The organism is Variovorax sp. P4_D9 (assembly GCF_056401695.1).
Genome location: NZ_JBFUIU010000797.1, coordinates 1 through 4,030 on the forward strand (window position 1 = coordinate 1; position 4,030 = coordinate 4,030).

5 protein-coding genes and 1 pseudogene are annotated in these 4,030 nt (G+C 67.2%); 3 read left to right on the forward strand and 3 right to left on the reverse strand.

Annotated features, from left to right (window positions below):
• A pseudogene (xseB, locus tag AC1DY5_RS45405) lies at nucleotides 1–100 on the reverse strand (exodeoxyribonuclease VII small subunit); the annotation flags it as partial.
• Between the two features lie 25 nt (nucleotides 101–125).
• Here xseB and AC1DY5_RS45410 point away from each other — a divergent pair.
• The 3 genes from AC1DY5_RS45410 (at nucleotide 126) to AC1DY5_RS45420 (ending at nucleotide 2,990) form a co-directional block, all read left to right on the forward strand.
• On the forward strand, nucleotides 126–359 hold the full coding sequence (locus AC1DY5_RS45410) for a hypothetical protein (RefSeq protein ID WP_478120957.1): 234 nt from the start codon (nucleotides 126–128) through the stop codon (nucleotides 357–359).
• A 79-nt stretch (nucleotides 360–438) separates the two neighbouring features.
• Complete coding sequence (locus AC1DY5_RS45415) at nucleotides 439–1,803, forward strand: pyridoxal-phosphate dependent enzyme (protein ID WP_478120958.1); 1,365 nt, start codon at nucleotides 439–441, stop codon at nucleotides 1,801–1,803.
• A complete protein-coding gene (locus AC1DY5_RS45420) occupies nucleotides 1,800–2,990 on the forward strand; it encodes a trans-sulfuration enzyme family protein (protein ID WP_478120959.1) in 1,191 nt (396 codons plus the stop codon). Before AC1DY5_RS45415 ends, AC1DY5_RS45420 begins: the two co-directional genes overlap by 4 nt.
• 246 nt (nucleotides 2,991–3,236) lie before the next feature.
• On the opposite strand, the gene AC1DY5_RS45425 is transcribed toward AC1DY5_RS45420, so the two are convergent.
• Complete coding sequence (locus AC1DY5_RS45425) at nucleotides 3,237–3,584, reverse strand: SDR family NAD(P)-dependent oxidoreductase (protein ID WP_478120960.1); 348 nt, start codon at nucleotides 3,582–3,584, stop codon at nucleotides 3,237–3,239.
• Nucleotides 3,506–3,757, reverse strand: coding sequence for an SDR family NAD(P)-dependent oxidoreductase (locus tag AC1DY5_RS45430; protein WP_478120961.1), 252 nt, complete (start codon nucleotides 3,755–3,757; stop codon nucleotides 3,506–3,508). The genes AC1DY5_RS45425 and AC1DY5_RS45430 overlap by 79 nt, the downstream gene beginning before the upstream one ends.
• Nucleotides 3,758–4,030: the final 273 nt, after the last annotated feature.

A 4,030-nucleotide genomic window follows, 5' to 3' on the forward strand; every position in this document is an offset into this window, starting at 1 on the left:
CCTGGTAGGCCGCCACGGACTCGGTGACGATCTTGAGCAGGTCGTCGATGTTGGGCTYSTGCTGCTCGCGCAAAGTTTCGGCGTATTTCTGGAGCACGCTGTACGCGGCGCGAGGCGAATGCGCGGTGGCGGCGTTGTTCGTGGGGTCTCAGGTCCTCGATGGCCCTGAATTCGAGCTTGTCTCCTTGCCCAATGTGAACGTCCAGGGCCCGGATCCGGTCCCGCCCCCGGCCAGCGAGTTGCGCCTGGAGCGTCCGAACGCCTTCGCCCATGGCGAACACGCGCAGATCCTCGAGGACTTCCGCCACCGCGGGTCGGGATGGAGCGAAGGAGTCGTCGAAGCCGCTGCCGAGGCGTAGCGGAAGTGCGTGGTCGCGATACGTGCGCCCTGCAAACCCCGTCGAAGCGGCCTATGATGCTCCCCACCGGACTTCCGAGATGCGCAACCCCGCCGTGCTCGACCTGATCGGCAACACGCCGCTGTTGCGGGTTACGCGCATGGACACCGGTCCATGCACGCTGTTCCTCAAGCTGGAGTCGCAGAATCCCGGCGGCTCGATCAAGGACCGCGTGGGCTTGGCCATGATCGAGGCCGCTGAACGCGATGGCCGGCTGCGGCCCGGCGGGACGGTGATCGAAGCCACCGCGGGCAATACCGGGCTGGGCCTGGCGCTGGTGGCGCGGGCCAAGGGCTACGGCGTGGTGCTGGTGGTGCCCGACAAGATGTCGACCGAGAAGGTGCTGCATCTGAAGGCGCTCGGCGCCGACGTGCGCATCACGCGTTCCGACGTCGGCAAGGGCCATCCGGCCTACTACCAGGACTATGCGGCGCGGATCGCCGCGGAGATACCGGGCGCCTTCTTCGCCGACCAGTTCAACAACCCGGCCAATCCGCTGGCGCACGAGCAAGGCACCGGGCCCGAGATCTGGGAGCAGACCGGCCACGACCTGGACACCATCGTGGTCGGCGTCGGCTCCGCCGGCACCATCACCGGGCTGACCCACTACTTTCGCCGGGTGCAGCCCGCGCTGCAGTTCGTGCTGGCCGACCCGGCCGGCTCCGTCGTCGCCGAATACACGCGCAGCGGCAAGGTCGGCAAAGCGGGCTCGTGGGCGGTGGAGGGCATCGGCGAGGACTTCATACCGGCCATCGCCGACCTCTCGGGCGTCGCGCAGGCCTATTCGATCGATGACGAGGAGAGCTTCGGAACCGCGCGCGAGCTGTTGCGAGCCGAGGGCATCCTGGGAGGCTCGTCCACCGGCACGCTGCTGGCGGCCGCGCTGCGCTACTGCCGCGCTCAGACGGTGCCGCGGCGTGTCGTGACATTTGTATGCGACACCGGAACCCGCTATCTGTCGAAGGTCTACAACGACCAGTGGATGCTCGATCACGGCCTGCTGGCGCGCCAGCGCTATGGCGACCTGCGCGACTTGATCTCCCGCCGCGTCGAGGAAGGCAGCGTGGTCAGCGTTGGCCCGGACGACACCCTGTTGACGGCATTCCAGCGCATGCAGCTGGCCGAGGTGTCGCAACTGCCGGTGCTGGTGGAAGGCGGCCTGGTCGGCGTGCTCGACGAATCCGATCTTCTGCGCGAGGTCCATGCAGATGCGGGCCGCTTCGCCTGGCAGGTTCGCCGCGCCATGACCGATCGAGTGCAGACGCTGGCGCCTGACGCCAGCATCGCGCAGCTCGAGGTGGTGCTCGACCGCGGCCACGTGGCCATGGTGGCCGACGCCGCCGGCTTCCATGGCCTGATCACCCGCATCGACCTGCTGAACCACTGGAGAAGAAAATTGAAATGAGCCGCGATCCCGAGCACACCAAGCATCTGAAATTTGCCAGCCGGGTGATCCATGCCGGCCAGGCGCCCGATCCGAGTACCGGGGCGATCATGCCGCCCATCTATGCCACGTCGACCTATGTGCAGCAGAGCCCGGGGGTGCACCAGGGCTACGACTACGGCCGCTCGCACAATCCGACGCGCTTCGCGTTCGAACGCTGCGTGGCCGATCTCGAGGGTGGTTCGCAGGCATTTGCCTTCGCGTCCGGCCTGGCCGCGATCTCGACCACGATGGAGCTGGTCGACGCGGGATCCCACATCGTCTCAGGCGATGACATCTATGGCGGCACCTTCCGGCTGTTCGACAAGGTTCGACAACGCAGCGCCGGCCATCGGTTCAGCTATGTCGACCTAGGCGAYGTCGACCAGGTGACTGCGGCGCTGCGGCCCGACACCCGGCTGCTGTGGGTCGAGACCCCCAGCAATCCGCTGCTGGGACTGGCCGACCTCGAAGCGCTGGCCGCGTTGTGCCGCGCGCGCGGCATCATCAGCGTGGCCGACAACACCTTTGCCAGCCCCTTCGTGCAGCGGCCACTGGAAGTCGGCTTCGACATCGTGGTTCATTCGACCACCAAGTACCTCAACGGGCATTCCGACGTGATCGGTGGCGTCGCGATCGTCGGCCGTGAACCACGGCACGAGGCCCTGCGGGAGCGGCTCGGGTTCCTGCAGAACGCGGTCGGTGCCATCGCAAGCCCATTCGACAGCTTCCTGGCGCTGCGCGGCGTCAAGACGCTGGCGCTGCGCATGGAGCGGCACTGCGCCAATGCCGCCGTGCTGGCGCAATGGCTGGAGGGGYAGCCGCAGGTCAAGCGGGTGCACTACCCAGGCCTTGAATCGCATCCGCAGCATGCACTTGCGCGCCGCCAGATGACGGGCGGCTACGGCGGCATGATTTCGCTCGATCTGCATGGCGACTTGGCCGGCACCCGCCGCTTCCTCGAAGCGGTGAAGATCTTCTCCCTGGCCGAGAGCCTCGGTGGCGTGGAGAGCCTGATCGAGCACCCGGCGATCATGACCCACTCCACAATCCCGGCCGAGACCCGCGCGCGTCTCGGCATCGGCGACTCGCTGGTGCGGCTGTCGGTGGGCGTCGAGGCGGTGGAGGATCTGCAGGACGATCTGGCGCAGGCGCTGGGGCGGATCTGACATTCCGCGCGCGCGATCGTCGCGAGCGCCTGGCTCGGCTCGCCGCCTATCTCTTGACGAAGCGCAGCGTCATGCGGTCGGATTCGCCGATCCCTCCGCATGTTGTCAAGTTCACCGGCCTCGATCCAGTTGTGCACGTTCCGAAAGGTCAGCACAAGGTCGGACATCGATGCGTTGAAGCCGGATTTCGTCGCGCAGGCCGAACTATGCCCAGTTTGCTGGCGGCCTATTTGATAACGCAGGCCTTCAGAGCGCGTTGATCACATGCCCGCCATCCACCCGCATGACTGTCCCTGTCATGGTAGGCGGACGCATCCGACGCCAGCAGCAGCAGCGGACCATCCAGGTCGCGAAGGCGCCCATCCGCTTCTGCCGGATGCGCGCGATCAGGGCTTCGCCCACCGCGGAATGCAGGAAGTCCCGCGTCATGTCGGTCTCGAAGTAACCCGGCGCGATGACATTCACGCGGATGCCATGCGGCGCCCATTCGAGGGCCAGGGCCATGGTCAGCTGGATCACGGCGGCCTTCGTGGTCGTGTAGGCGGCGATCTGCGGGAGCAGGCGCAGGCCGAGGATCGATGTGATGTTGATGATCGAGGGCCGCGCTGGCCGCTTCGCATCAAGCCGTGCGCCGCGGCCTGTGCGACACGGAAGACGCCGCTCAGGTTGAGGTCCAGGGCGGCGGACCACTCCTCCTCGGCCAGGTCCTCGCTGGGTCCGCGCACGACCTTGCCGGCGTTGTTGATCGCGATAGTCGGCGCGCCCAGGTACCCGGGCGCTGCTCAAGGCCGCATTGGCCGCGGCGCGCAAGTCGCAGGGGACGCGCAAGTCTTCCACTGGCTTTGGCAAAGCCTCGAAGGGATGGGCATTCGCCCAGGGGGCCGGCGATGCGCTCTACCCCTGACAAGGCAGGCTTGGCATCCCTCGCATGCGGTGCGGGTGCTGACGGAATCGTGCGTGAGGCGCTGGAGCCCCTGCGGCAAGGCCTGAGCCCCCTGACCGCCGATGCCGGCTCAGTGCGTTTTCGCGCGGCCCCGGCC